Consider the following 25786-nt stretch of genomic DNA (forward strand, 5'->3'; position numbering starts at 1 on the left):
AAGTCCTTTCCCGATTCAGCCCTAAAATCTCGGTGAGGACCATCCACGAGTATTCACATTGCGGCGGTAAGGGGTGGCTAAAATTAGCCTCCAAAAAGAGCTTCGATCTCTTCATTTCGTAAGCGGTCGGCTTCGGCCGTCAGCGCACGTCGCAGCAGGCGCCAATTACGGGGGTCATCGAAACGTAAGGCTTCACGCGGAGTTTTGCCACGAAACACTAACTGAGACGTGTTCATCCACGCGTTGAGGTGGTGACCATGGTGGCGCTGGATGGCTGTTGCCAAGGCGCACAACAGCCGATGATCGCCGCTTCCCCATTGCGTCTCGCTTATTGCTGAACCGAGGTCCGCCTCCATAAGCGCAATCCAAGCGCGCGTTAGGCTGTGGGACGCTTGGGGCGCATTCATCCCTTGGATCTTTCGAGCAGGCCGATGAGTCGCGCCGAGTTCGTTGGGGCCAATCAACGTGAGCTAAATGGCCATCCAGCTTGCGGCTGGGCCGTTATAGCTGATCTCTGGCCTCTTTCCGAGTGTTCAGCGAGAAGGTAGTTAATGTAGCTCCTTGTGAGATTGCAGTAGAGTTGGGCTTCGTGCAGCGACGGCGAGATGCCTCCCGCGAGGTGCGTGCCATGTCGCACACCTCCACCAGTCGGTGACGAAAGATAGCCATGCATCTTGAACATCCACCCGAGGGCCTCTGCGAGCGCGGTGCCCCGATTATATTTGCGGAGGTCGCGCACGATCTCGTTGAAATATTTCCCTTCAACCGTTCCAGTGCCACTCTCGTTTCCTTGAAATGCCGTTGAAACGGTCTCGAGTAACCAGAGAATTTCTTGAACCGCTTGACGAGGCTGTCGCTCGTGCAGGAATCGATCCGCCTGGTTTAGCGAGACTTGGATAAGATCGATCGCGCGCTCACCGATCGATTTCTCCGGGGTTTTGACGGCGATCGGAGCATGCAAACTGCGTGGCAGCAGCTCCGGGGGACGCACTTCATAGGGAAGTTTGTGTTCCGATAGGATGCGGTTGACGACATCCGCATCGGGCAGCCCGATCGTAGGATACTCGGCTCGAACCTGTTCACACCCCGCCCAGAACGCACTGATGAAAACTGCGGCATTACCGGATGCGGCAAACATGCCGTCGCGAAGGTCGCCTGCGGCCCAGCTTTCGCTCGAACTGTACGAGCGGGCTCCATTGAATTTGGCTTTGAACAGCTCGAAAATATTCCACGCCGATGCGCTCTGTGCGGCGATCGCAAGCACAAGCTCGTTGAAGGCGGCCACTGCCGCCGGTTCCATCGAGCCTGGCGAACCATATCGCCATTGCGTCGGCATCGTCAGACTCACAGTCGCATACCTTCATCGAGCCACGTCAGTCCGGACACGTTACGGTCGACCCGTGGAGAGCGGCAACCCCCGCCCGTCAGCCGAAATACTGTTCGGTCGCTCCGCGATCAAAACCAAAGCTCAGTGGTTGAAGGTGGCGTCGCAGCTGGCTCGCTCTGAAGTTCTCCCCTCGGAACCACCGGACCCCAATTTCGGTGGAAGATATTATGCGTTGAGCCCTTCCGAGGACGGATTTGAGATCGTGATCGGTGGAGGTCGGAAGTGGAACGAGATCGCGGGCACGGATGGCCCGTTGCATGCCCACAGGGGTCAGGTTCAGGACCCCTTCTACCTCCTGGCGGAGCAGCCTCTTTGAAAATGCGAAATCCGGATAGTCTCCCTCGTCGAAGGTCAATTTCCTCAGCCGCTCGACGTCCGCCAAGCGAATGCTCGCATTCTGGGCGAACTGGCCCGGCCTCTCACGGACCGTAAAAGCAATCTCCCCGGCGGCCAGCGCACCCAGCGCCGGCCCCCAGGGCTTCAGCCGCCCGCCTATACATGTCATCGCGCGGGCGAGCGCGATCGTGGGTTCGGAAGTGCCGAATGTGATGGCCCGAGAGCGCAGTCTGGCCATAAAGGCGTCGGCGGATCTCTGTGACACGTGAAGACGCGGGTACGTAATCTTCACGGCGAGATGATCGAGCTCTTCGATTTCCTTTAGGCAGATGAGCTGCTCGACCGCGTAGCCGGTGGCACCCAGTTGGTGTGACAGCGCGTCGAACGGGAGGCGGTCATCGAACAGCTTTCGGATGAACGTCACTTCGTGCCGGTCGTAAACTGCGAATATCTTTGACTTGGTGTCAGACCGACCACTCGTCGTCAGAACTCCGGCCCGGACCAGTTTCGGTATCGCGTTGCACTTTATTCCCAAATTCACGACCTCCCCGGCCGTAATTTTGGCACTGTCCAGGTCTCGCCGAATTTCCAACGCCGAAAGTTGACGCGATGGGAGGGCGTTGCGCCAAGCTCGCCGTATTTCTGACGGTACGAACTCTCCGCTCAATTTGGTACGAAGCCGGGCCATAAACCTGTCGAAGCGAGCGGCATCCGATGCGGTCGCCAGCGAAGCGAGCTGATGTCTCAGCGAGCAGGGCCAATCCCGGAGCAGGCTTCCTCCCAGATCCAGAACCTTCACAATTGACGCAGGAAGAAGCTGCTTGTGGCCCGTTCTTCTAGGGAGATTGGCTAGCAAGGATCCCGCTCCCCATCCGAGCTCAAAGATTTCGCCGCAATTCATCTCTCGCAGGGGTTCAGGGAGCGACATCATGGCCGTGCCTCGGGCCGCGGAATTGGGTGCAAGGAGGTTGGCCATAAGGCCCGCATTCGGGCGTTGGGCCCGCTCCACCAGCGAAGCGCAGGCATTGCGAAGATCAAACTCGCAGGCACAAGCAGTCATCCCGCTGGCCATGTACCAGCTGAGATTCCTCCCGCATTGAGGGCAGCTATCCAATAGATATTCCCACGTTTCGGTGCAGAACGGCACCAGGGCGTGGGCCCAGAGCGATCGGTGATAGGCGTTGATCCGTAATGCCGCCGGCGAAAATCGACGGCGTTTCAAGACGATGTCGGATTCGCTCACGCGCGCTCCGAAGAAGTCGGCTCGCAATTGTCCTTTAGCTATCAGCGGATGGGTCAGTCTCCGCAGGCTGCCCGGATGCTGCCCGAGGATATATTCGAGCTTCGGGAGACAGGTCTCGTGGTGGACGGAATTGGCGTAGCTATAGACCGTCGGATAGCCGGCAGCGGTCCAAATGAGCGAGGTATTTCCGTGCATGTTCTCGGATGCGGCGCGGAAGATCAGGCCGACCAGACTTTCGTCCGGAAAGGGAGCGATCGGAAGACGGATTCTCGGCAATCCCTCAAAGGATTGTGAGCGCAGCATATTCATTTTGCGCTCCTCAGACCGTCCTGGAATGGATTGTAATCGATGAAGGCCTGCGCCATTGCCCACCGAACGGTGGCTTCGGACAGGTCGAAAAGCTCGATCCTTTCTGCCTCGCGTCGGATCGCGATTTCGAGCGCGGCACCAATCAGATTGACGGCACGGCCGATCACCCCTTCGGAGATCGCGAACAGGCATTTGACGATGCGAATGTCGTCGAGCTGGGACAGAGATTGCAGGATCCCCCTTTCGACCAGTTCACTGTCAAGCCGGCGAAGAAATTGCCGGAATATCGTCCGATCGGTGCCTGACTTGATATCGAGCGGATCGAGGTCACATGGCGGCACGAGCCGGTTGGAAAGCTGCTTGTTACGCTGAAACATCTCGAGCGCGTCGTTCGTCCCGATGAAGATGACGGGAACGACGCCATCGTCGAGAAAGCGCTTGAGCGTGTCGGTGACGTCGTTGCGCTCGGAGCTACGAAAATTCAGATGCTGGACCTCATCGATGAAGAGCAACTGCACGCCGAGTACCCGCAAGAGCATGTAGGCACGCTTTTTCAGTGTATCCTCCGTTCCCCGGTCATAGAAATCGTCCCCGAGTTCCCGCAGGATTCCGGAAAACAGCCTTTTGGACGTGCACGCTCGTTCAAGGGCGACGATCACGACGGGGCGCGACCCTGCCGGATGTTCCTGTCGAGCCTCTATGACGCGCTGATATTGGCGCGCCAGCGATGTCTTTCCGCTACCGGTAGGGGCCAACGAGCGCCCGCCCTGCTGATGCTGCCCCGGGGTAGCAAGGGCGGTCAGGCGTAACTCTTCGGCCATGTGCATGACGGCATGGTCGCGCGGCATGGTGATGTAGATGCCTCGATAGCGCTTCTTCGCTTCAACCACCCGATTGGCGGTGTCGGGCGATAGGGTCGGGCTGTTGCGGCCAGCCACGGGTAAAAAATCGTCGCGGGTGAACCAAGCCGAGGAAGTGATGCCGCTCATCGATATTCCTCCCAGTCGGTGCCATCGATTTCGGCGGACCAGTCGTCGTCGGGACTGGCGGGAGCCTGATCGATCTCGGTGAGGGGGGATGGTACCGAAGCTGGTTTGGCCCCGATCGGCGGGCGCGTGAACTCGACCTCCGCGTCCAAGCGCTGGGTAGCCGCTAGTTCGGCCTCGAGATGGGTAGCGGGTGCCATGCCGTCGTGGCGGGCTGGTGCGATTGCGTGGACGACCTCGCTACCCCCGAGACGCTGGACGACGGGCGATTGGAGCATTCGCGCGATGGCTCGCTTCTCGCGTGCGGCCATGTCGGGCGCGAGATCGCGGATTCTCGTCAAAAGCGCATCGCGAGCCTTGGCGCGCTCCAACGGCGTATTGAATTCCAAATTCTCGCGTTTCGCCCAATCTTGATGTTGCTGATGCTGCCACAGCGAAATTCCATTCATGTCCGGATCGGAGCATGGAAGCGCTACGTAGCGACGGGTCTTGCGGTTCCAGACGCGGATTTCGCCCAGATCGGACGGGTCATATTTGACCTTTGCGTAGACGCGTGGCTTGCCGAGGCGTGGACGGACCGGTTCGTCACCGACGAGATCGTCGAGGAGCTGCCGGACAGCGGCAGGTTCGCCAAAGCGGAGGCCCCAGCGCCGCACTCCATTCCGATCCAGACGCACGCTAGCGATCGTTTCGCCCCAGACGGCGTCGAGTTCACCGGGATCCACGAACGGGATGGGATATTCCTGAAGCGATCGGTTCCAGGCCCGAAGTGGCTGCATCCCGATCCCGGAATGTGGCTCTATGTGATAAAAGCAGATCGCATCCTCGAGCACGCTGTTGAGCTCGCTCAACGTCAGGCAGGCATATTTCTCAGGATCATACCCAGCCTCCCGCATGAGGTCGGGGCGGTATGTCGCACCAGGAAGCTTCTGGATCACATAGGTTTTGATCGTGAGAATCACGCGCTCGACGATGGCCTTGTCCTGCGGGCAATCGACGCGGCAGATGCGCAGGGACGCACCCATATCCGCAAGGCTGTCCTGCGTGCTGGCTGCGACATAGGTGGTGCCATTATCGGCGGAGAGAGAGGAGGGCAGACCCGCAATGTGGGCCAGGGATGGGTAGCGATCCCGATAGTCTGGACTGCGTATGATCTTGGGGGCGACAGCCTTTTTGAGCGTATGGCGCAGGGTCTCTGCCGACGGCGGCGTGAAACTGACATGAGCCGCCAGGATCGCTCGCGAATAGAGATCGACCATGATCGTTAGATACGGCCGAGCTGCAATGAAGCCTTTGCCGGTATCGACGACACACAAACCGTCTAGGGGAGTGTCGTCGATGATGACGTATTGAAGTATTCTCGTGGCTCGTGTGCCTAGGCCAGCACCGTCATAGCGCTTGCGAGCATATTTCTCGCCATATTTCGCGGCGATCGTGTCTCTGCACTCGATACGACGAATGGCGCGGCGGAGCGTTTCCTTTGAGGGCGTAGGCAGATCTTGTGCCGCAGGATCGATCTCCTTCCGGCGAGCGTTCGCTGCGGCAACGTCAAGGGTCAGCTTGGCGTGGCAGTCTGCGATCGAGGTTCCGCGCTCGGCATAGTAGAGCACCGCGGCCGACAACAGGTATTCGCGAATTTCCTCGGGGAGACGAGGGCAGCGCTTTACGCGTCCGGTTGCGGACATCATGTCGACCAGCCTGGGTTCGTCGGGTGCGTCGGAGAGCCAGCCGCGCGCGGTATAGGCGCTTGGCTTCGGACCAAATGTCTGTCGGGCCTCATCCGTCCAGATGAGGGCGAGATTGGCGGCAACCGCGTTGTCGCTGCGAGCAGTGTTGAGCTCTCTCAGTTGGTTGACGGTCCACAGCTTCTTGCGGGCAAGAGGGTCCTTGGCGTGGATGGTCTCCGCGTCGAGTTCGCCAGAACGAACAGCGTGCAGCTTGTTCGTGCCGATCGCCCCATAGGGAACGCGGAGCTTGCGTTCGAATAGGCTCTGACGGAACCAATGCCAGTCTGGAGCGACAGGTTCTCCTGTGGCGGGATGGACCGGGTGAAAACGTGTGCCCTTTCGTGGCCCCTCACTGACGTCGATGAGCGACAGGAGACCATCGCCGAGTTCACCCTCGAACCGGAGGTGTTGATCCAGATAGATGAACAGCTGGCCTGGCTTGACGATATAGCGCGGAGTGGGGTCCATTTTGATTTCCATGCAAACGGGGCGAGCGCCGTCGCATCGCGGTATCGACACCGCGATCATCAGGCTGAAGGTGGTCAGGGAGCCGCGGAGCGGCGTTAGACGAAGCGCAGCTTCGGCAAGGAGCCGGCGATGGGCTTCACCGCACGGACGATGCTGTCCCGGTTGATGCGCCGAGTGAGATCGATGGCCAGCAAGCCCCTCACCATCATCGAACAGATGATGCCAAGCCCCCGGACGGGGTCAGCCTCAAGCAGGCGGGCAAGCTCTCCAATCGTCGACACGCCATCACTGTCGGCGAGATGGTGTGCGGCAATCTGTGCATGCCGTTCGGTGACGATCACGAACCGATAGGTTTGGATCAGATCGATGGCCTCGACCTCCGTCCGGTCCATCAGTTCGTCACGCAAGACAAGCCGATAGCGAAGGTCGGCTGCTTCGCAGAATTCGAGAGCGAGAGCTTTGCGCGCCAGCGCGCGTTCGGTCGTCGCTGCCCGAACGTCGCACTTGCCCTCAACCAGTTCGCGAACTCCGGACCGCAGGAGGCGGATCTGATCAACGATGTAGGTGATGGGGCCGCTGTCGGTAATGCCTTCCAGCCGAAAGGGTTGGTTCTGATAGTCAAGGATCTCGGGGTCGACCTCGCAGCGCAGCGTCCATAGATCCTCCGTCCGGCCCTCGACAGGCTGTGAACGGCGCGTTTTCGCCGACGGGTATGACGCGGTTCCAATCCATGAACGGCCGGTGATGATTTGGCGCAAGGCACCGCCATCGGGAGCCGAAACAACCCGGATGGTCCGGCGGTCGGAGGTCAGGATGGCCGAACGAGGATCGCGATAGTCGGCAGCCGAAGCCATTTGCTGACGTCGTTGCAGCCTGCGTGGCGTTGGCTTTGGCTTGGGCAGGGGGATTTTGCGGGCCATCTCGGACGTCTCCACATTTGCGGCGAGACCCATTTAGGATCGGGCTATGCGGAAGACAAGTACACCGCGAAAGATCATAATACTCTGCTTGAGACGTCACCTCTATCTAGATATAGAGGTGCCATGAGCGTGGCTGGCGGGCCGCTCCTAGAAGGAGCGGAAAATGGAGAAAAAAATCTTGAGCGGGCATGGCCGGATGGCCTGTCCATGGCCGATCGTGTCCTGTGGGACACACTTCCATCGGATCGACGTGACGCCGCCATGCGACGTCTCACGGCCATTCTCGATTATGAAGATCGCACCGACGACACGCCGGATCTTGCCGCCTGTGCTAAGGCCGCCGGGGTCGCAAAAGTGACATTTTATCAACTGCTTGCCGCTTGGCGAAGGCATCGCAGCATTGCGGTTGTCGTGCCATTTGGCCGGAGCATGACTCCGCAAGGTGCCCGGATCGCAAATCTGAGAGAGGTGCGGACGGCAATTGGACGGCTCTTGGCGGAGAACCCCGAACATTCCGACGAGGCGATCGCGAGGATGGCCAAGCGCACTCTTTCGGACGGACCCGGAATCACGACGCTCCGCAAACTGGTGCGTGAGCGTCGGATCGAGGAAAAGCGAGATTTGAGCGCGTTCGGGACAGCGCTTCTCATCGATCATGTCGCAACCGACATGCGACTGGCGATGGACGGCAGAAGCGAACAGGCGGTCGCATGTTTGGTCGTCGACGCCGGCACCGGGCTCATATTGGGCGGGCGGTGCGGACCATGGGACGATCAATGGGCCATTCGTCTGTTATCGGTGATTGCGGCTCGCGATCTTCTTGAAGGCGGCGGGGCGGAGGCCGGCTCGACACGAGCTGGGCTGGAAACCACGATCGTGGTCGGGCCGGGATTCGACCCCAAGGAGAGGATCGCTGACGAGGCGCTCGCGGAAACGCCTATCGCAGAGGTGATCGCGGAGGGCGACAGGCGCTTCGGCGCGCGTGTTCTGCGGATTCTTGGCCGTCGGATTGGCCATATACGTTTGCTGCCGCGCCTTACGGCAAAGGGTGAGGCGCCTACGACTGCCTTTGCCACGCGTCAGGCGGTAGCTACGCGCCCGAAGTCTCTGGAGGAAGCAGACGCGCATTTTGGAGCTGAAATCGCGCGGCACAATGCCGCGTTGCTTGGGCCGGAAAGCCTTCCGAAGCTGGCTGCGGAGCACGCATCTCGTGCCGGCGCGCTGTTGCAGGTTCTGGATGAACTCCAAGCATACTGGCGGGGCGTTTACGAGAACCGTTAGGCGAGGAAAGAAGGCGGGGCGTCGGATGCCCCGCCTCCGTTGCGATCATGTCATGAGATAGTGGGCGAGAGCGACGATCAACGTGTCGCGCGCCTGACGAGGGAGAGAGGGGAGCTCTGTCACGGGCTGCAGCCTTGCCTGGAGCGAGGCTTCAGCGTCGGCCAGCGTCGGAGTGGATGCCCGCGCCTCGGTCGAGCACATACGCTGCTCTTCCGGACGACGAGTTAGGCCTGGTCGGAAGACCAGACCATGATCGTTGCTGAACAGGAGCACCTTGGCGAGCTGTCCCGCACGCAGCTTCTCATAGGTGGAGCCGCGCCTGAGGAAACAGGGTCCGATCGTGCCGAACAGCTCGCGCCACCCCGTCCGATGATCCGCGTTGATATGTAAAGCTATTGGCCCCTCCTCAACGGATCGCTCTGCTGTGGGGAACAGCGAAAGGGCCTGGCGCAAAATGCGCGCGACATCTCTTGGAGCTGGAGGGTCCAGGGAGAGGCCGATGGCGAGTAGCTGGCCGCGATAGGCCATCAGCGTGGCGATCGGGTGGGTGGACCCTCCCCGCGATCCGCGGACCTGCATATCGAGCGCGCAGTGTGTGATCAGCAGGTCTTTGCTCGCAGTCGTGGCCAGGTCCTTCATCCCCATGACCTCCCGCTGGCCGAGAATGGCGTGACGCAGGCGATATTCACAGGGGACTTGGATGCCCTCTCGTTTCGCCCGGGCCTGAACCTCGCGGATCATATGTGTCGTGGGACCGTGTCGCCCGAGTTCGCAGATCACCTTTTTGATCAACAACAGCGCCTGAGGTGGAACCGGGGACGGGCTGTTCTGCCTCGGGGCAAGGCGAGCACCCATGATTGCCTCCGGACGCCGGAATTTCCGCCATGTCCGTACCAGGGAAATGAAGGAATGCTTGGTGAGCCCCAGCCTTTTGGCTTCCTCGAATCCCGCCTCGCGCTTTCCACCGCCGCGGGCTTGCCAAGGCGTGGACTCGTATCGCCGGATGGCGTCGAGGCGCTGACGCACCATGGTTTGGCGATGCCGCGGCACGGCAGAGAGATCGGGCCTCGTCAGCAGTTCGATGTCTTCAGGCGTCAATGTGCAGATCTTGGGCATGGTTTCTTTCCTCACAGCGATTTCGAGCGAGGCAGGGATTCGGCTTCTTCAGCAGTGGCTTACGCTGGGTAAGGCGTTCGGCACGATCGGCCAGACGGCCTTCCGGAGGATCGTACCCGTAGGAAATGTTCCTTCTTTGTTCCAATATAATGCCCGTCGCTGATGACAGCGAGTCGGACATCAATGGGAGTCACTCATGCAACAGGGGTTGCGGCATGACGCGCGGCTGCGCGCCGCCGTCCAAGAGATTTATGATGCAGTTTATCCCGGGGAAGAATGGCACGGGGCGGTCCCATTTGCGGAAGCTGAGCGGCTACAAACCATTCACTATCGTAAGGCGGTGGAGGCGGCTTTGAGGGCGCGTCCCGTCCTCACCGACCGGACCGAGCAGTTCGCGCTGATCTGATGGGCAAGCGTCCAGTGCCGAAACAGGTGATCAGTTGGTCACGGGACCTCCCCGCCGCCCATTCTATGCGGCGGGGTTGCAGGCAGGTCATTGCGTGGATCGGGCAAATGGCGACCCCATACGAGCGGCTCTCAGGGGAGACGAAGATCTCGATTGACCGCCTCCATGAGCTCGATGCCGGAGCACGATAACCCGGGCCGAACTGGACGCGTTTGCGAAGGCGTGGTGGATCACGTCGGAGGGCCTTCGGGCATCCATGCGCCACCCGTCGATAGCGACCAACTGACATTCAGCCGAAGAATTGCGTAAAAACGCAATTTGTGCAATTCACTTGCCATGGTGGGACGAAAGCCTGTCGAGCCGGCTGGGGCTCTGATTGCGCAGCTGAGCGAAGCAATGGAGCAGCGCGGCTTAAATCAGCTACAGCTGGCAACTCAGCTCAATGTTTCGGCAGCCACCGTTTCGCGTGCTCTCGGCAGGGGTGCCTTGTCAGCAAGGATGAGGGCCCGCGCGGAGCGCTGGTTGCGGGACGATCCTAGCCAGATTGGCGCTAAGATTGAATTGCATTTATTGCATAAAACGATTAGACTTCTCTTGTCTCTTCAAGACAAGGTAGACGCCCTCGCGACGGATATGCGACGCGAAGGGATCGGAGGAGGTGACGAATGACTAATGCACGTCAGCTCATCGCGATGATCCGCAGCCACGCCGCCGGCGATGATGAGCGTTTTCTCTCGATTGCTGAAGAGATTGCCGGCGAGCATGAGCGGTTGGGTCGCACCAAGGTCGCAGGCGACGTGCAGCGTCTGGTCGAGAGCATCCGGGACAATATGGAGCGTGCTAAGACCGCGGGCGGCATTACGCCTCTGGTTCGGCCTCGTGGTGAATTGGCGGCTCTTGTGCGGGCCACCTATCCTGAGCTGAATCTCGGGGATCTTGTCCTCGGCGCAGATCTCGATCGCCAAATCCGTCGTGTTATTCGAGAGCACCGTGAGCGCGTGTCGCTTGAAGAGCGGGGGCTGCAACCTCGGCGAAAATTTCTTTTCTCGGGGCCGCCCGGGACGGGCAAGACAATGACGGCCTCCGTGATCGCGGGGGAGTTGAATCTGCCGCTGTTCACCGTCCTGCTCGATGGCGTGATTACCAAGTTCATGGGCGAGACGGCAGCGAAGCTGCGCCTGATTTTCGATGCCATGCGCAATGTGCGCGGTGTCTACTTCTTCGATGAGGTGGACGCACTGGCGACCAGCCGAGGTAACGACAACGATATCGGCGAAGCACGGCGAATGTTGAATTCGTTTCTTCAGTTTCTGGAGGAAGAAAACTCGCAGAGCATCATCATCGCTGCGACCAATCACAAGACCCTATTGGATCCTGCGATCTTCCGTCGGTTTCAGGCATCATTCAAATATGAGAAGCCTTCTGCGGAAGACGCTAAACGTGTTCTTATGCATCACTTGCTTCCATTCGATATCGAAAATCTCGATTGGGCAGGCGTGACGGCAGCAGTTTCCAATTTGAGCCAAGCAGATCTTGCGGCGGCGGCCGACGATGCGGCGCGCGATGCCGTTTTGGACAATGAAGGCTTGCTCACAGCAGAAGTCCTAATTCAGGCACTTCGGGACCGTTTGGCCATTCACGGGCAGAATTGACGGGACTGTTCTGCACGCCATAGTTCCTCCAAGTTGCGTTTGGGGGAAGGTAGATGCCGCGGTACCGTCATATTCACATGCGTTCACTGGGGGTCGCTTCTGAGCGATTTCGGCCCCAAACCGGCGGAGGGGATCCAAAGCATCCTGACGCAGTGCCGGATCGCGCAGTCCATGCGGCGAATTTGCGGCGCAGTCTGGTCACAGTGACGCAGGCGCTGATGGATGTTCGGCGCGAGCAAAAGCAAAACGATATTCCCTTGGATCAGCGAGGCGTCGCAGTCGCGGTGGAGGCGCGGGGAAATCAGAAAGTCCACCTCGGTGATATGAAGCTTGAGACGAGAGGGATTAAGCTCCTGAGCGTCCAGCGGGCGGGCGACAACCGGCCGGACGTCGCGAATATTTTCCTCAACGCGAACAGTGCCAAGAGCCTTGAGAAGGCGCTCGGCAAATATGAGAGATGGGTTGAAGGCGATCGCCCTCAACGTTTCTGGTTCTTTGAGAGTGCCGAAAGCTTCGAACTGGCGAACGTTGAAAGCCTCTGGACCGATCCCATCGACGCGCTCGACAGGCAGGGACGCCAGGAAACTGTCTGGGAAGTCTGGGTCCGGCAGTCATCACGCGTTCTGTTTCTCAATATCGCTGAGCGCCTTGAGATTCAGTTGGTGGGTGAATTTACCGACTTTGTGGATTCGTCCGTCATCACAGTGCGGGCCACTCGAGCCCAGCTGGAGCAGTTGATCCGCTTGAGTGGCGCCGTTGCTGAGCTGCGCGCGGCATCGAATTTCGTCACAAGCTATCTCCAATATGATCCTCAGGAGCGTTACGGCGAGGTCAACCGCCTCGCCGAGCTGGTCACGCCTGCACCAGTAGGTGCAGTCAGGACGACGATCCTCGATACGGGGGTGAATTTCGCCAACCCACTTCTGCGGGGATCACTTCCGCCAGAGCGTTGCCGGACCATCGAAGAAGCCTGGGGCGTGAGCGATCATGATGGTCATGGGACAAACATGGCCGGCGTCGCCCTCTACGGCGATGTGGCCGTGCTGGCGGACGATGATCAGCCGGTACAACTCACTACCGCGCTCGAATCCGTCACAGTTGCCGCGCCCGCCGGAGCGAGCCCTATCCCAGGGTATTCAGCGATCGGCAGTGCCGTCCGGCTGGTCGCTGATGATGCCGTTCCTCGGGTATTTTGCCTGGCTGCGACGGCTCCCAGCGACGTCGACAATGGGCAACAGACGAGCACGTCAGCTGCGATCGATAAACTCGCATGGAACGAGGGGGAAGCCACGCGACTGTTCTGCGTAGCGGCCGGCAACGTCTATACGTCGGCGCTCGAGCCTTATGAGGTGTTCAATTACGAAGACCGCAATGCCGATCATCGGCTTCAATCGCCGGGGCAGGCCTTGAACGCTCTGACAGTTGGGGGCGCGACGCAGAAGTTGACCGAAGGTTTGAATCTGGTCGCTCCTCAAGGCGATCTTTCTCCAACCTCGCGCACGTCCCAGCGGTGGTCGATGCGCTATGCAAATAAGCCTGACATCGTCATGGAGGGCGGGAATCATGTCGTTCAAGCGGACGGTGACACTTCGGCGCCGGGCCGTTCTACGATGGTGCTTACGACCCATCGAGAGATCCCACGATTTCCTCTGACGTTCACGGGCGAAACGAGTGCGGCGACAGCTCGAGCGGCGGGGCTCGTGAGTCGCCTGTCGGCCGCATATCCGAGACTGCGGGCGGAGACACTTCGCGGGATGATGGTTCATAGCGCAGAGTGGACCGAAGCGATGCGGCAGCGTTACCAGGACGCGCTGAACAGCGGCAAGCAGAAGGGTGAAAGCTGGGGGAGCGTCGTCGACTGTTTCGGTTGGGGGGTGCCCAACGAGGAGCGGCTGTTTCAAACGGCAGGTAACGCTCTGACGCTGATCGTCGAGGACGAGATTTTGCCCTTCGAGCATGCCGACGGAAAAATCCGACTGCGGCAGATGAAGTATTTCGAGCTGCCTTGGCCAGCCGAGGCGTTGCAGCTGATTGACCAGGAGGACGTCGAGCTGCGCTGCACGCTCTCCTACTTTGTGGAGCCCGATCCGCATGCCGGTAGCCGCCATCGGATCGATCGTTACGCATCACACCGACTGCGCTTCAACCTGAAGTCCGCCGATGACTCGCACGACGAAGCACAGCGTAGGATCAACCAGCTCGCCGAACTCGAGGAAGGAAGCTTGGTGGTCGGCGCTGGCGCCGGCGATAAGGGCTGGCACCTCGGCAAAAACCGTCGCGGGTACGGGAGCCTGCACCACGATATCTGGGAGGGCAAAGGGCACGAACTCGCCCGCCGCAACGGCCTGTCCGTCTATCCAGTCAAGGGGTGGTGGGCCGATCGAAAGGAAGATCGCTACCACCAAAGCCCAACACGGTTCTCGCTCATCATGTCGATCCGCACGAAGCGGCAGGATATTGACCTGGTGGCCGAGACCGCGGCTGTCATTCGAGCGCGCAACCTGACGGCGAATCTCGTTGAGAATGTCGCCGTCGTCTGAGGTTGGCGCCTCAGCCCTGGACGAGGACGGCCTTTCCGTTGCGAACGACCACGAACTTCTGCCCGACCGACTCCATGTCGGCGGGCGGGTTCATCACAACCACCTCGCTGTGGGTCTCGCTAGATGAGGCTGGCGCGAAGCCCCGCCCTTGGCTCGACTGCGACAAGCCATATTTTCTCTTGAGAAGACCCATGCCCGGCGTGCGACCGTCGACATCGAAATGAGAGCCGCCGGTGGTCGTTCCGACAGCCTTCCAGCCCGGGAGCGCCTTTTCGGCGACAGTTTCAGGCGAATCGACCATGAGTCCCTCCGAGGTCACCAAGCCAAACCCAGACAGGTAAATTGACGCCAAGTTTTGAACATATAACCAACTTCCGCTTCGCATTGCCAATCGCGTATCCGAGGTATGAACGCTTCTTTGGCATCAAAGATCGCTTTCGCCGGCGATTTTCCTTTGGCGATACCGTCCCAGAACTCTGAATGGACCCATCCGCTGATCGGCGACATATGTGCTCCGGTCGTGCCGATAAACGCGGTGGCGCCGGCGTCGAGGAAACGCAGCGCAACAGACTGGTCGATCGCAATCGGCGTGATCGCTTCCATATCCGAGGTTTCTGAGGCGGGGGAACTCACAACGAGGCCACCCCAGCATACACCCGCCAGAATCACACTGCTTAGTGCTGGAGGTACGCATGCCTGCGAGAAGGCCTCAATGGGGCTTGTATCGGCCTGCTCTCCCCAAAAACGCGACATGTCGTTTTTGGAGCCGTGAAGGACGACATAAAGCCCGTTAGCGTTGATCTGATCTGGCGCGGCCGTCCCGCGCGTAAAGGGCGCGGACACGTTCAATGCTTCGGTGCCGGCAATCGCACCGAAGACGTCATCAGCATAAGAGCGGTTGAGATTTCGGATCCCAAACCGGGCAGATTGTGGCGGATGAAGCGGGCTGGACAGCGCGTTCAGAATCAGGGCGCCGGATCCGGCGTCAGGAATGCGGGAGACAGGAAGTTCCGGCAACGTATCACCGTCCGTGTCTCCAAAGCAGTCGTCGTTCCACACGACATAATCGTCGGGATCGGCGTTGAGAATGCCGCTCGATCTCAAGGCCGCCGGGACCACATCGAGGCGCTGCGATCGGATGACATCATAGCCTCCCAAGAGGACGACGCCGTCTACGCCCGACGCCGCCTGTCCCACCTCGCGCCATGGCGTCGTGTGGTCCGTGATATCCACGACTGTGTGACCCGCATTGCGTACGAGCTCCAGGGCTTCGTCCGCTGCCTTGCCAATCTTGGCGCGCAGGCGCTTCGCACACGTGGCGAATAGAAGAGGTGGCAGTGACCGTCCGTTCGCGAGCTGTCGTGGGTACTCGCTCGCATCACCGTTGATCCGCGTTGTTGGATCAACGGTCGATGGGGCACCGCCGAGCTGCGGGTCGGCTTTCAGATTGTGGACTGAGCTAGACAGAACGGTGATCCGCTGGGCAACTGTAGCCTGTGCGTTCAGCTATTCGCTCGATCTTTTCAAGAGGAATGGTCGAGCCGCAGCTCCAGATTCGAAAAGTCGCACTGGCGGGAACCAGGAAGATTTTTGAGAAACGGAGTATCAGGTTGTCTAAAAAACCTCGTGCGTTGGGCCAAGGGGTTAGGGCCCTGCCGGTCCAAAGCGAGGCTTCTCAGCGCGGGGTGGTGGCGATGGCCGAATGATCTTCGGCCAATACGGGCACGCCGCTGGCTTTTCGCTCCGAATAGCGATCGACCAATTGCGCTGAGTACGGTCGCATGAGCACAGTCATCCGCACAAGCTCTTCCATCACATCGACGATACGGTCGTAGTAACTGGAAGGCTTCATTCGGCCGATCTCGTCGAACTCCTTATAGGCCATGGCGACGGACGATTGGTTGGGGATGGTGAACATCCGCATCCAGCGGCCAAGCAGGCGCAGCGCATTGACGGCGTTGAAGGACTGCGACCCGCCGGAGACCTGCATGACGGCGAGCGTGCGGCCCTGGGTCGGACGCATACCCTTCATCTCTAGCGGGAGATGATCGATCTGGGCCTTCATGATGCCGGTGATAGCACCATGTCGCTCGGGGCTGCACCATACCTGCCCTTCCGACCACATCGAGAGCTGGCGCAATTCGTGGACCGCCGGGTGATCGTCGCCATGCACCTGATCGGGGAGCGGCAGATCGGAAGGATCAAAGATCCGTGTCTCGGCGCCAAACAGGCGCAGGAGTCTCGCAGCCTCCTCGACGGCAAGGCGTGAGAAGGAGCGTTCGCGAAGGGAGCCGTAGAGCAGCAGGATGCGGGGCGGCGGCTGATCCTCGCCGAGGCCGAGTGCCGGCCGCTTGATGAGAAAGGCAGGATCAATCGCGGGCAGATGGTCGGGATCGGGCAGGATGCGAACGCGGCTCATGCGAGCTCCTTGGGCAAGCCGGAAAAGATGGCATCGCTGACGAGGTGCGCGGCAACGGCGCCAATGAGTTGCGCTGCGACGAAGGCGGGGACGCAGATTGGCGCAATGCCGGCGAAACTGTTGCTGAGGGATCGCGCGATGGTGATCGCCGGGTTGGCGAAGCTCGTGGACGAGGTGAACCAGTAGGCGGCGGTGATGTAGAGCGCGACGCTGGCCGGAACTTGACCGGGGCGCAGCTTCGCAGTGCCGAGGATCGTCAGCAGCAGGCCGAAGGTCGCGACCATCTCTCCGGCCCATTGACCAGGACCGCCGCGGATTTTGCTCGACAGCTGGAGTACCGGCATGTCGAACATCAGATGGGCGATCCAGACGCCGAGGATGCCGCCTGAAAGCTGGGCGACGACGTAGCCCAAGGCGATGTCAGTGCCGATCTGGCCGCGCAGGCGCATGACGAGGGTGACGGCAGGATTGAGATGAGCCCCCGAGACCGGTCCCAGCATCGTGACGAGGACGAAGAGGATCGCCCCTGTCGCGAGCGTATTGCCAAGCAACGCGATGGCAACGTTCCCGCCCGAGAGCCTCTCCGCCATGATTCCGGAGCCAATGACGGTCGCAAAGAGCAGGCCACTGCCCATTGCCTCGGCGAAGATCGCCTGCCGGCTCATGCGGGAGTGACGCGTCGGCCGGCGGCGTCGACGACCTGTTCGCCATCCTCCTTCGCGAAAGCGCCCTTCTGGGCGTCGGGAAGGATGTCGAGGACGACCTCAGACGGGCGACACAGTCTCACGCCGAGCGGCGTCACCACAAGCGGACGATTGATGAGGATCGGATGCTCCACCATCGCATCGAGGAGGGCTTGGTCAGTGAGCGTAGCATCGTCGAGGCCGAGCTCGGCGTAGGGCGTACCCTTTTCACGGAGCAGGTCGCGGGGTGTCATGCCGGCGCGGTCGATCATTTCGACGAGCAACGCACGTGATGGCGGCGTCTTGAGATATTCGACGACGTGGGGCTCGATGCCCGAGTTGCGGATTAGCGCCAGCGTGTTGCGCGACGTCCCGCAGGCGGCATTGTGGTAGATGATGATATCGGTGGGCATCAGGCGACCTCTGGGCGGGGGTTGGTGGAGCCTTCGCTGCGGCCGATCTCGCGCAGTCTGGCGGTGAGCGCGGTCGCTTTGAGCTTGTCGATGGGGAGCGCCGTGAAGAGCGAGATGCGGTTCTCGAGATAGCGAAGCGCGGTCACGAAGGCGCGTTCGCGCTCGATCTCGCCGCCTTCGACACGAGAGGGGTCTTCGATACCCCAGTGGGCCGTCATGGGATGACCTGGCCATACCGGACAAACCTCGCCGGCTGTGTCGTCGCAAACGGTGAAAACGAAATCCATGACCGGCGCATCGGGCGCGGCGAATTCATCCCAGCTTTTCGAGCGGAGGCCTGCGGTCGGATAGCCGATGCGTTGGAGGAGGCGGATGGCGTCCGGGTTAACTTCGCCCTTGGGGAAGCTGCCGGCTGAGAAGGCTCGGAAGCGTCCGGCGCCATGGATGGTGAGCACGCTCTCAGCGAGGATAGAGCGGGCCGAGTTGCCCGTGCACAGAAACAGCACGTTGAAGATTCGGTCTGTCATGCCCTTCTCCATCAACAGCAAGAGAGTTCCGCAATGAGCGGAGCGCACACCTCTGGATTGCCGGCACAACAATCCTTGACGAGGAACAGCATCAGCGCGCGCAGGCCATCGAGTTGTGCCCGGTACACAATCGAACGGCTTTTGCGCTCCGACTGCACGAGGCCGGCACGAGCGAGAATGGCCAGATGCGCGGACATCGTGTTGGCAGGAATGCCTAGCTGACGAGCCGCCTCGCCGGCAGCGAGACCTTCCGGCTCGTGCCGCACGAGGAGGCGGAACGTGTCCAGGCGGGTCGCTTGCGATAGGGCGCCAAGAGCAGCGATTGCCGAATCATTTTCCATATTTCCAGCATAGTGGAAATATCATCATTGGCTATCGAGTTTTGAGAATTGGGTGGCGGGGATCCAAATGGCCGAGGGGTAGGCGGCACGGCGACGCATGGCGTTGTCCCCCACTTGGGGACAACGAGGAGAAATCTTGGCGCAGGGAGATTCGATCGGGATGTAGCTTATCGTTTCCGTGGCGGAGCCGAACGCCAGAAGGAGTTGCGATGCGTGTCTATCATTTTCTCAACCGTGAATATGGTCTGCGCGGTATCGCCGATCGGCGCCTGAAGATTGCAACGATCGGCGGTTTGAACGATCCGTTCGAGATGATCGCGGCGGCTTCCCCGCACCCCGCTGAGAGAGCTGCCTTGTTGAGGAGCAAGGAGGAACTTTCCCGACAGAGAGGCATGCTGTGCTTCAGCCGTAACTGGCGAAATCCCGTGATGTGGGGGCATTATGCGGAAAAGCACCAAGGACTTTGTCTCGGTTTCGACGTGCCGGACTCCTACCTCGAACGGGTTCGATATCAGCAGCGTCGACTGAAAATTGATACAGCTGTCGTCGACCGAGGCGGCCAGGCGGCGCTAGATTTCGTGCTCGCGCTGATGAACACCAAATTCAGCCACTGGCGGTATGAGAACGAGATGCGGCTGTTTGTGAGTCTGGACCAACCAGATCCAAGCGGGTTGTACTTTGCCGAATTCTCAGACCACCTCCTGCTTCGCGAGGTGATCGTGGGCCATGGATCCACGATCTCAAGGGCTGAGCTCGCCGAGACGCTTGGCGAGAGGGCGGCGAACGTGGCGGTTAAAAAAGCTCGGCTCGCTTTTCGAAGCTTCGCGGTGGTGACTCAGCGTCGTGCAGACATGTGGAGATGATCGATCGGCGTCGCTCACGCTCGAAAAGCGGAGATCCGATCCAGCGAAGTCCTAGGTTTTGAGAATTGGAGGGCCCAAACTCCCCAAATAGCTGAGAAGCGCCAGGACCTCACCGACGTTGGCGCGATAGATGATCGATCGGCTGTTTCGTTGAGCCAGCACCATGCCGCCCCGCCTCAGGATGGAGAGGTGTCCCGAGAGCGTGTTCTGTGTGACCCCGAGCCGTCTAGCGATATCGCCGGCAGACAAGCCCGCAGGCTCAGAGCGAACCAGAAGCTCCATAGTGGCCAGTCGCGTTGTCTGGGCGAGCGCCCCCAGCGCTGCCACAGCCGATTCGCTGTTCATTCTTGGAACCTAGCCGAAGGGGGTAGCAAAATCCGTCGAGAAAAATGGAATCAGCGATACCGAATATATCGGCATTTCCCGATATATTGAAATGTAGTGGAACGACGCGCACATCGAGCCGGTCCCGCAGAAGGGGACATGAGACGTCAGCCAGGAAGGACATTGCAGAAGACTCAGTGCCTCGCCTTCCGGATTGGAGAGCTATCATGGCAACGATGAAACAGGCGGTAGCAGCCGCCGCGCCTTCGACCCGCCAGCGTATCCCCTCGGCGAATTTTCAAGTTCTGGATCCGTTGGAGGCGGACGCGCCCACGGATACGAGAGTTCCCCTATCGACGAGGCAAATCTGCCGTCTCGCGACGATCGCGAGTGAAACTGGAGCTAGGTTCGCCCGGGATCGTTTGCGCGCAGATGCGCTGGCTTGGTTATATGCCCCCAGAGAGCTTTTCTCGGGACAATGTGCCATCGACGCCTGCGTCGAAATCCACGCCTTCAAGCGTGCGCTCGTGCTCCATGGATTGTCTCTTGGGCTGGATGCCTCCCCCGACGAGATCGACGATCTGCTGGAGCCTTCGGGTGGAGTAGAGACGTTTGACGAGCTCTTGGAGCCGTCAAACCGAACGGCTATGCCGACTTCGCAGGTCAGGCGGTGCCAGCTGTTCACCGCGACGATATTGGACGAATCGGAGCGCGGCACCCTTCAGGCATTCGTTGCCGTCGTCGCGGACGACGCGCGCGAGGTCTTTGAACATCTGCGCGATCGCTATGGCACCCGCGTAGCGGATCTTGCGGTGATTCGGGCTGGATTTGATCCAAGCGAACCCATCGCGATGGCTCTGGTGTCAGAGGCTGTTGGGGACGCCCTAACCTTGATCGCGAGAAAGGTTGGTTCGCCGTTGGCCGCTGGCGTCGACGTTCAACTTGAAAGCCGCTTTCTCCATTGATCCGGCGCGGTTGCCCGGGCCGTTCTGGGTGACCGCCAGCCGCTCCTGCAGATTAGGCAAAAGGTAACGGGATGTGGGATGCTGAGCTTCGCAATTGGGCACTTTTTGTGCCGCTTCGAAAACACCCCTTCCTAGCAGGCCGCGTCTTTCATGACCGAAAGCGGCGTTGGCCAGACGGCAGGCTGGTTCGAACCTCGATGTTGGTGACACCGGCTGAAGATGTACGGCCGGGCGCAGTGGTGGCGACTTTGAACAGCAGATATCTTCTCAGACGTGGCGGGCTGGTGGTGCGGGAGCGTCCGGCGACGGGGGCAAGGTTATCCTGACCATCGAGGGTCGCCTGGAAGTGCCTCAGGAGCTCCTGCAGCGCGCGATGGAGGCTGCGCTGAGAATATGCGCGTTCTGGTCGCTGAACCCCTCCCAGCAACAGTTGGCCCTCTCAGCGCGGAATTCAGAAACCCTCTTACGCTGGAAAGCTGGCGATCTCTCTGATGTGACGGAAGCCACGATCGAAGGGGTCGCCCGTATCCTCGAATATTCTCGTCGGCTGGCGGATGGGTCGCAGCCGCCCCAGCATGTAGGCAGATGGATTCGCGAGGCAATTGCTGACGAACCGTTCCACGGTCAGTGCATGTTGGATTTCATGCTCGCGGGCGATTCGGAGATACACCAGAATCTTCTGGAGTACGTCTCCGGCATTCGCTTCCCCATGGATGCGGCGCTGCTCGTCCGGACAGAGCGTAACGCCCTGAACAGCGCCCGGCCTCTTGCCGCGCCTCATGAGGGCTATGACGAGATTTGATTAGCACGACATCAGCTGACGGGACGCGTTTGGAAATGCGCCTTCCCGACCGTTCGCGGAATGATTCTGCGGCGTCCCGACGTTAAGAATGTGGCGCGGCGCGTCAAATGCAATTCGGAGCGTCCTTGCGCTGCGAATCTTGCTCCTAAGCGAGGCTTAGGAGCGCCTCTGTGTAGTCTGCGCATCGATGTAGGGAAATGGTGCCCGGGGACGGAATCGAACCGCCGACACCGTGATTTTCAGTCACGTGCTCTACCAACTGAGCTACCCGGGCCTTCGCTCTCGCGTCAGGCGAGGCGCGCCTATAGGCAGAGCATGGCGCCCCTGTCTAGTCCTCTTCGTCAGCAAATTCTGCCGCGCGGCCCGGCATCCGATATCCCTCGCCCAGCCATTGCAGCAGATCGCGGTCGCGGCAGCCCTGGCTACAGAAGGGGGCATGGGCGGCGACGCTGGGCTTGCCGCAGATCGGGCAGCGATCGGCGCGGCGGGCGGGGCTTTCAGGCTTCGACATGGCTCGCGGATATGGCGAGCCCCGGATCGGCCCGCAAGCCGACCGTGCCGCCGACCGCGCGGGCGAGCGCCTCGATCCAGTCCGGCCGGGCCTCCAGCCGCGTGATCACGGCAGGTGCCGCGACCAGCGTGCGGGGGCCGAAGCCGCGCGCGCCGATCCGCAGCAGGCGGAGCGCGGCGGTCAGCGCCGGATCCCACCGCACCAGCTCGGGGATCGAGGCGCGTGGGCGGGGGCGGATGATCTGCATGAAGCCGAAGCCATTGACGGCGGTGCGCTCGAACGGCGGGGGCAGCGTCTCGTCGATGACGGCGGCGGCGGCGGCGCGCTCCGCCTTGGAGCCGAGCGTCGGCAGGTCGAGCCCGATCGAGCCGCCGATCGCGAGCCGCCGGATCGCTTCCGCCGCAGCCCGTGCGCCCGCCAGCGCGAGGTCGGCGGCGGGCAGCGTGCCGTCGATGTCGAACAGCGCCATGGCCGGCGTCGGCGAGAGGCGGAGCGCGCCGCCGGGAAAATCGATCTCGCCGGTCTCGGCCTGCTCGATCAGCTCGGACCAGCCGGCCTGTTCGAGACGGTCGGGCTCATGGGGCGCGAGGCGCCGTACAGGGCCTTCCAGGCGCTCGGCCAGTGTCGGGGCGGCGCGTTCGGCCTCAGCGTCGCTGGCGCGCGCGCGGGGCGGCTTGAGGCGGCCGGGCTCGGGGATCGCCTCGCGGACGATCTCGACCAGCAGCGAACGCCCCTGCGACAGCCCGCGCGGCACGGCGTCGAGGATGGCGTCACCCTGCGCGGTGGAGAGCCACGCGCCAGCGCCGACGCGCTCGCCGAGCTTCGCCGACACCACCGCGCCGAGGCGCAGCCGGTCGTCGAGGCGGTCGATCGCCGCCTCCAATATGATGTCATCTTCGACGAGGGCGGCGCGATGCTCGCCGATCCCTTCGTCGAGGAGCCATTCAGCCAAGCTGGAGCCCCGCCGCGACCAGCAGCGCGCGCGTCTCGAACAGGGGAAGCCCCATCACGCCCGAATGGCTGCCGACGAGCGCACGCACGAAGCTCTCCGCAAAGCCCTGGATGGCATAGCCGCCGGCCTTTCCATGCCATTCGCCGCCGTCGATATAGGCATCGATCTCCGAGGGCGAGAGCCGCTTGAAGGCGAGCACGCTGGTCGATTCGCGGTGACGCGCGCGGCCCTCGGCGTCGATCAGCGTCACGGCCGAATGGACGCGATGCCGCCGCCCCGAGAGCAAAGCGAGGCACTGGCGCGCGGTCTGCTCGTCCTCGGCCTTGGGCAGGATGCGCCGCCCGCAGGCCACCACCGTGTCGCAGCCAAGCACCATCGCGTGCGGATGGCGCGCCGCCACCACCGCAGCCTTCTCCGCCGCCAGACGGCGCGCGTGCGGCAGCGGAAGCTCGCGCGGGCGCGGGCTTTCGTCGAGCTCGGCGGGATCGATCGCGTCGGGCGTCACGCCCAGTCGGGCGAGAAGGTCGAGACGACGCGGGCTCGCGGAAGCCAGGACAAGGCGCATGACGGACCCCGGTGCTGAGGCGACCGCCGGCCGCCCGGCCTTACTTGAAGCGATAGGTGATGCGACCCTTGGTCAGGTCATAGGGCGTGAGTTCGACGAGCACTTCGTCGCCGACGAGCACGCGGATGCGGTTCTTGCGCATCTTGCCGGCCGTGTGGCCGAGAATCTCGTGATCGTTTTCGAGGCGCACGCGGAACATGGCGTTGGGCAGAAGCTCCACCACCTGGCCGCGCATCTCGAGAAGTTCTTCTTTCGCCATTAATCCTCTGAATTCTTTCGCGCGCAAAAATGTCTGCGCGCCATAGCGGTTGCGGCCGTCAAAGGGAAGCGTCGCGCCCAGGGAGCGGTTCATCGATCGCACGACTGTGGCAATCGCGCGATTGCCGAGCGCTCCGCTGGGGAATATGGCGGTATCACCATGCTCGCCCAGAAGACACGCTATGCGCTGCGCGCCCTCCTCTATCTCGCCGAAGCGGAAACCGGCCGCGCCGTCCAGGTCGGCGATATCGCCACCACCCAGCATGTGCCGCGCAAATATCTGGAGCTGATCCTGCTCGATCTCAAGAAGGGCGGCTTCGTCACCAGCCGCCGCGGGCCCGGCGGCGGCTACACGCTTGCGCGGCCCGCCAGTGAGATCAACTTCGCGGAGGTGATCCGGCTGATGGACGGGCCGATCGCGCTCGTGCCCTGCGCCAGCCTCAACTTCTACGAACGCTGCGGCGATTGCCGCGACGAGGCGACCTGCGCGATCCGCCGCGTGATGGCGAAGGTGCGCGAGGATGCCGCGCGGACGCTGGCGGGCACGTCCCTGGCCGATGCCGCCGCTTTCGAGACGCTGGCGGCGGCCTGATCGAGGCCGTCGAAAGCAGCGCTTAAGGATACTGATAGATTTTCCCTATTCTCCACTAGACAAGTAGAGAATAGCGTGATCGCTCCACCAGGGAGGGATCATCATGCGCCGTTTCGTTCTGGCCGGCCTCGCCGCTTCGCTGATACTGGGGCCGATCGCGCTCGATGCGGCGAAGGCCGCGCCGGCGCCGGCCGAGCTGCTCAACGTATCCTATGATCCCACGCGCGAACTCTATCGCAGCATCGACGATGCTTTCGCGGCGCAGTGGAAGGCCAAGACCGGCCAGGACGTGACCATCCGCCAGAGCCATGGCGGATCGGGCGCGCAGGCCCGCTCGGTGATCGAGGGCGCGCCCGCCGACGTGGTGACGCTGGCGCTCGGCTACGACATCGATTCGATCGCGGACAAGGCCAAGCTGCTGCCGACCGACTGGCAGAAGCGCCTCCCGCACAATTCGACGCCCTATTATTCGACGATCGTCTTCCTCGTCCGCAAGGGCAACCCCAAGGGCATCCACGACTGGGGCGATCTCATCAAGCCGGGCGTGCAGGTGATCACGCCCAACCCCAAGACGTCGGGTGGCGCGCGCTGGAACTATCTGGCGGCGTGGGGCTACGCGCAGAAGACCTACAAGTCGCCCGACAAGGTGCGCGACTATATGATCAAGCTCTTCCGTAACGTGCCGGTGCTCGATTCCGGCGCGCGCGGGGCGACGACCACCTTCGTCCAGCGCGGACAGGGCGACGTGCTGCTGGCCTGGGAGAATGAGGCCTTCCTGGCGGTGAACGAGCTGGGCAAGGGCAAGTTCGACATCGTCGTGCCGTCCGTCTCGATCAAGGCGGAGCCGCCGGTCGCGGTGGTCGACGCCAATGTAGACCGCAAGGGCACGCGCAAGGTGGCCGAGGCCTATCTGCAATATCTCTACACGCGTCCCGGCCAGGAGATCATCGCGAAGAATTACTACCGGCCGATCGATCCCGTGGTCGCGGCGAAGACGGCGTCCCAGTTCCCGCGCCTCCAGCTCTTCACCATCGACCGGAATTTCGGTGGCTGGACGCGCGCGCAGGCGGCGCACTTCGCCGATGGCGCGTCGTTCGACCAGGTCTTCGCGGCGGCCAAGCATTGAGCCGTCTATAAAGATGGGGTGGCGGGCGTTGCCGGACGGACGGCGCGCCCGCTCTTCACCAAAAGGGGGTTATC

28 protein-coding genes and 1 tRNA gene are annotated in these 25786 nt (G+C 61.4%); 9 read left to right on the top strand and 20 right to left on the bottom strand.

Annotated elements, in window-relative coordinates; all coding sequences use genetic code 11:
- Positions 1–83: 83 nt before the first annotated feature.
- The 6 genes from ST3T6A_RS21645 to ST3T6A_RS0118395 all read right to left on the bottom strand — a co-directional run bounded on the left by ST3T6A_RS21645 (position 84) and on the right by ST3T6A_RS0118395 (position 7376).
- Positions 84–356, bottom strand: coding sequence for a hypothetical protein (locus ST3T6A_RS21645; RefSeq protein ID WP_157602982.1), 273 nt, complete (start codon positions 354–356; stop codon positions 84–86).
- A 104-nt stretch (positions 357–460) separates the two neighbouring features.
- Entirely contained in the window at positions 461–1348 is an 888-nt protein-coding gene (locus ST3T6A_RS21295; RefSeq protein ID WP_193378640.1) for a hypothetical protein, read from the bottom strand.
- 76 nt (positions 1349–1424) lie between these two features.
- Complete coding sequence (locus ST3T6A_RS0118380) at positions 1425–3275, bottom strand: hypothetical protein (protein ID WP_019834427.1); 1851 nt, start codon at positions 3273–3275, stop codon at positions 1425–1427.
- The gene (locus ST3T6A_RS0118385; protein ID WP_019834428.1) at positions 3272–4264 is read right to left on the bottom strand and encodes a TniB family NTP-binding protein; all 993 of its coding nucleotides are present in this window, start codon (positions 4262–4264) and stop codon (positions 3272–3274) included. The genes ST3T6A_RS0118380 and ST3T6A_RS0118385 overlap by 4 nt, the downstream gene beginning before the upstream one ends.
- Entirely contained in the window at positions 4261–6468 is a 2208-nt protein-coding gene (locus tag ST3T6A_RS20620) for an integrase catalytic domain-containing protein (RefSeq protein ID WP_162140550.1), read from the bottom strand. The genes ST3T6A_RS0118385 and ST3T6A_RS20620 overlap by 4 nt, the downstream gene beginning before the upstream one ends.
- 83 nt (positions 6469–6551) lie before the next feature.
- On the bottom strand, positions 6552–7376 hold the full coding sequence (locus ST3T6A_RS0118395) for a hypothetical protein (protein ID WP_157602983.1): 825 nt from the start codon (positions 7374–7376) through the stop codon (positions 6552–6554).
- Between the two features lie 123 nt (positions 7377–7499).
- On the opposite strand from ST3T6A_RS0118395, the gene ST3T6A_RS0118400 reads away from it, so the two are divergent.
- Positions 7500–8657 (top strand): hypothetical protein, encoded by a 1158-nt coding sequence (locus ST3T6A_RS0118400; RefSeq protein ID WP_157602984.1) that lies wholly within the window; start codon positions 7500–7502, stop codon positions 8655–8657.
- Between the two features lie 45 nt (positions 8658–8702).
- Here ST3T6A_RS0118400 and ST3T6A_RS0118405 read toward each other — a convergent pair whose 3' ends face one another.
- Positions 8703–9773 carry a hypothetical protein gene (locus ST3T6A_RS0118405; protein ID WP_019834432.1) on the bottom strand — a complete coding sequence of 357 codons (1071 nt, stop codon included), beginning with the start codon at positions 9771–9773 and terminating at the stop codon, positions 8703–8705.
- A gap of 196 nt (positions 9774–9969) precedes the next feature.
- Between ST3T6A_RS0118405 and ST3T6A_RS0118410 the strand changes: the two genes are divergently transcribed.
- The 3 genes from ST3T6A_RS0118410 to ST3T6A_RS20625 all read left to right on the top strand — a co-directional run bounded on the left by ST3T6A_RS0118410 (position 9970) and on the right by ST3T6A_RS20625 (position 14371).
- Positions 9970–10179, top strand: coding sequence for a hypothetical protein (locus ST3T6A_RS0118410; RefSeq protein WP_019834433.1), 210 nt, complete (start codon positions 9970–9972; stop codon positions 10177–10179).
- Between the two features lie 665 nt (positions 10180–10844).
- Positions 10845–11831, top strand: coding sequence for an AAA family ATPase (locus ST3T6A_RS0118415; protein ID WP_019834434.1), 987 nt, complete (start codon positions 10845–10847; stop codon positions 11829–11831).
- 203 nt (positions 11832–12034) lie between these two features.
- Positions 12035–14371: a S8 family peptidase gene (locus ST3T6A_RS20625; protein WP_162140551.1), complete on the top strand. Its 2337-nt coding sequence runs from the start codon at positions 12035–12037 to the stop codon at positions 14369–14371.
- A gap of 10 nt (positions 14372–14381) precedes the next feature.
- On the opposite strand, the gene ST3T6A_RS0118430 is transcribed toward ST3T6A_RS20625, so the two are convergent.
- The 7 genes from ST3T6A_RS0118430 to ST3T6A_RS0118460 form a co-directional block, all read right to left on the bottom strand.
- Positions 14382–14672: a hypothetical protein gene (locus tag ST3T6A_RS0118430; RefSeq protein ID WP_037539093.1), complete on the bottom strand. Its 291-nt coding sequence runs from the start codon at positions 14670–14672 to the stop codon at positions 14382–14384.
- A 14-nt stretch (positions 14673–14686) separates the two neighbouring features.
- Positions 14687–15604 carry a hypothetical protein gene (locus ST3T6A_RS21650; RefSeq protein WP_157602985.1) on the bottom strand — a complete coding sequence of 306 codons (918 nt, stop codon included), beginning with the start codon at positions 15602–15604 and terminating at the stop codon, positions 14687–14689.
- 442 nt (positions 15605–16046) lie between these two features.
- A complete protein-coding gene (gene arsH, locus ST3T6A_RS0118440; protein ID WP_019834439.1) occupies positions 16047–16790 on the bottom strand; it encodes an arsenical resistance protein ArsH in 744 nt (247 codons plus the stop codon).
- On the bottom strand, positions 16787–17455 hold the full coding sequence (locus tag ST3T6A_RS0118445; protein ID WP_019834440.1) for an aquaporin: 669 nt from the start codon (positions 17453–17455) through the stop codon (positions 16787–16789). Before ST3T6A_RS0118445 ends, arsH begins: the two co-directional genes overlap by 4 nt.
- A complete protein-coding gene (gene arsC / locus ST3T6A_RS0118450) occupies positions 17452–17886 on the bottom strand; it encodes an arsenate reductase (glutaredoxin) (protein ID WP_019834441.1) in 435 nt (144 codons plus the stop codon). Before arsC ends, ST3T6A_RS0118445 begins: the two co-directional genes overlap by 4 nt.
- Positions 17886–18425 (bottom strand): arsenate reductase/protein-tyrosine-phosphatase family protein, encoded by a 540-nt coding sequence (locus tag ST3T6A_RS0118455; RefSeq protein WP_019834442.1) that lies wholly within the window; start codon positions 18423–18425, stop codon positions 17886–17888. Before ST3T6A_RS0118455 ends, arsC begins: the two co-directional genes overlap by 1 nt.
- On the bottom strand, positions 18425–18754 hold the full coding sequence (locus ST3T6A_RS0118460) for an ArsR/SmtB family transcription factor (RefSeq protein WP_019834443.1): 330 nt from the start codon (positions 18752–18754) through the stop codon (positions 18425–18427). The genes ST3T6A_RS0118455 and ST3T6A_RS0118460 overlap by 1 nt, the downstream gene beginning before the upstream one ends.
- 209 nt (positions 18755–18963) lie before the next feature.
- Here ST3T6A_RS0118460 and ST3T6A_RS0118465 point away from each other — a divergent pair, with 209 nt between their 5' ends.
- Entirely contained in the window at positions 18964–19617 is a 654-nt protein-coding gene (locus tag ST3T6A_RS0118465) for a DUF2971 domain-containing protein (protein ID WP_019834444.1), read from the top strand.
- 51 nt (positions 19618–19668) lie between these two features.
- On the opposite strand, the gene ST3T6A_RS0118470 is transcribed toward ST3T6A_RS0118465, so the two are convergent.
- Positions 19669–19962, bottom strand: coding sequence for an ArsR/SmtB family transcription factor (locus ST3T6A_RS0118470; RefSeq protein ID WP_019834445.1), 294 nt, complete (start codon positions 19960–19962; stop codon positions 19669–19671).
- A 206-nt stretch (positions 19963–20168) separates the two neighbouring features.
- Here ST3T6A_RS0118470 and ST3T6A_RS0118475 point away from each other — a divergent pair, with 206 nt between their 5' ends.
- Together ST3T6A_RS0118475 and ST3T6A_RS0118485 are read left to right on the top strand one after the other, a co-directional pair.
- Positions 20169–20906: a hypothetical protein gene (locus tag ST3T6A_RS0118475; protein ID WP_019834446.1), complete on the top strand. Its 738-nt coding sequence runs from the start codon at positions 20169–20171 to the stop codon at positions 20904–20906.
- Between the two features lie 346 nt (positions 20907–21252).
- Complete coding sequence (locus ST3T6A_RS0118485; protein ID WP_019834447.1) at positions 21253–21708, top strand: hypothetical protein; 456 nt, start codon at positions 21253–21255, stop codon at positions 21706–21708.
- 198 nt (positions 21709–21906) lie between these two features.
- Here the strand turns inward: ST3T6A_RS0118485 and ST3T6A_RS0118490 are convergent.
- The 5 genes from ST3T6A_RS0118490 to infA form a co-directional block, all read right to left on the bottom strand.
- A tRNA-Phe gene (locus tag ST3T6A_RS0118490) sits at positions 21907–21982 on the bottom strand.
- A 54-nt stretch (positions 21983–22036) separates the two neighbouring features.
- Positions 22037–22219, bottom strand: a complete 183-nt coding sequence (yacG, locus tag ST3T6A_RS20635) for a DNA gyrase inhibitor YacG (protein ID WP_019834448.1) — start codon at positions 22217–22219, stop codon at positions 22037–22039.
- Complete coding sequence (locus ST3T6A_RS0118500; RefSeq protein ID WP_019834449.1) at positions 22206–23171, bottom strand: hypothetical protein; 966 nt, start codon at positions 23169–23171, stop codon at positions 22206–22208. The genes yacG and ST3T6A_RS0118500 overlap by 14 nt, the downstream gene beginning before the upstream one ends.
- A complete protein-coding gene (locus tag ST3T6A_RS0118505; RefSeq protein ID WP_019834450.1) occupies positions 23164–23736 on the bottom strand; it encodes a Maf family protein in 573 nt (190 codons plus the stop codon). The genes ST3T6A_RS0118500 and ST3T6A_RS0118505 overlap by 8 nt, the downstream gene beginning before the upstream one ends.
- Before the next feature lie 40 nt (positions 23737–23776).
- On the bottom strand, positions 23777–23995 hold the full coding sequence (infA, locus tag ST3T6A_RS0118510) for a translation initiation factor IF-1 (protein WP_003049127.1): 219 nt from the start codon (positions 23993–23995) through the stop codon (positions 23777–23779).
- A gap of 159 nt (positions 23996–24154) precedes the next feature.
- On the opposite strand from infA, the gene ST3T6A_RS0118515 reads away from it, so the two are divergent.
- A complete protein-coding gene (locus ST3T6A_RS0118515) occupies positions 24155–24586 on the top strand; it encodes an RrF2 family transcriptional regulator (protein ID WP_019834451.1) in 432 nt (143 codons plus the stop codon).
- Positions 24587–24689: 103 nt separating this feature from the next.
- Complete coding sequence (locus tag ST3T6A_RS0118520) at positions 24690–25712, top strand: sulfate ABC transporter substrate-binding protein (RefSeq protein ID WP_019834452.1); 1023 nt, start codon at positions 24690–24692, stop codon at positions 25710–25712.
- Positions 25713–25786: the final 74 nt, after the last annotated feature.

The sequence above is a fragment of the Sphingomonas sp. PR090111-T3T-6A genome, from assembly GCF_000383095.1.
Taxonomy (GTDB): domain Bacteria; phylum Pseudomonadota; class Alphaproteobacteria; order Sphingomonadales; family Sphingomonadaceae; genus Solisphingomonas.